The organism is Psychrobacter sp. 1Y4, from assembly GCF_051847555.1.
Map to the genome: position 1 here is coordinate 1 of NZ_JBPYDE010001056.1, position 538 is coordinate 538.

The 538-nt window shown below is 49.8% G+C and carries 1 protein-coding gene; it reads left to right on the plus strand.

The annotated features are described in order from the left end of the window. Positions 1-538: helicase-related protein (locus ACS8FC_RS20385; RefSeq protein ID WP_439298123.1), on the plus strand; the 538-nt coding region annotated here is incomplete at both ends.

Below are 538 nucleotides of genomic sequence, written 5' to 3' on the forward strand. Positions count from 1 at the left end.
CACTGCCACTCCCTGACGCATGGAAAGACAGCTATCAAACCAATGGCAAATTGCGTGAGCAGCTATGGGGTGAAGAAAACCAACCTGATGGTGGCTGGCTAGAAGATGATCCACGAGTTTCTTGGTTGGTTGATATCTTACGCGGTGAGCTTAAGCAACAAAAAGTGCTATTAATCGCTCGTAGTGGTGCGACGGTAGAGAGTTTAGAGGCTGTATTGCGTCTGCATGCAGGCATCAAAACCGCCATCTTTACTGAGCAGATGACCCTGCTTGAGCGTGACCAAGCAGCAGCGTTTTTCGCGGATAGCGAAGGCGCACAGATATTACTGTGCTCAGAGATTGGATCGGAAGGTCGTAACTTCCAGTTTGCAAGCCAGCTGATTCTATGGGATTTACCGGCCAATCCAGATACCTTGGAGCAGCGTATCGGTCGCCTAGATCGTATCGGTCAGACGCAACAAATCATGCTGCATGTCCCTTACGTACAGGGCACGGCGCAAGAGCGTCTGTATCATTGGTATAACGATGCGCTCAATAT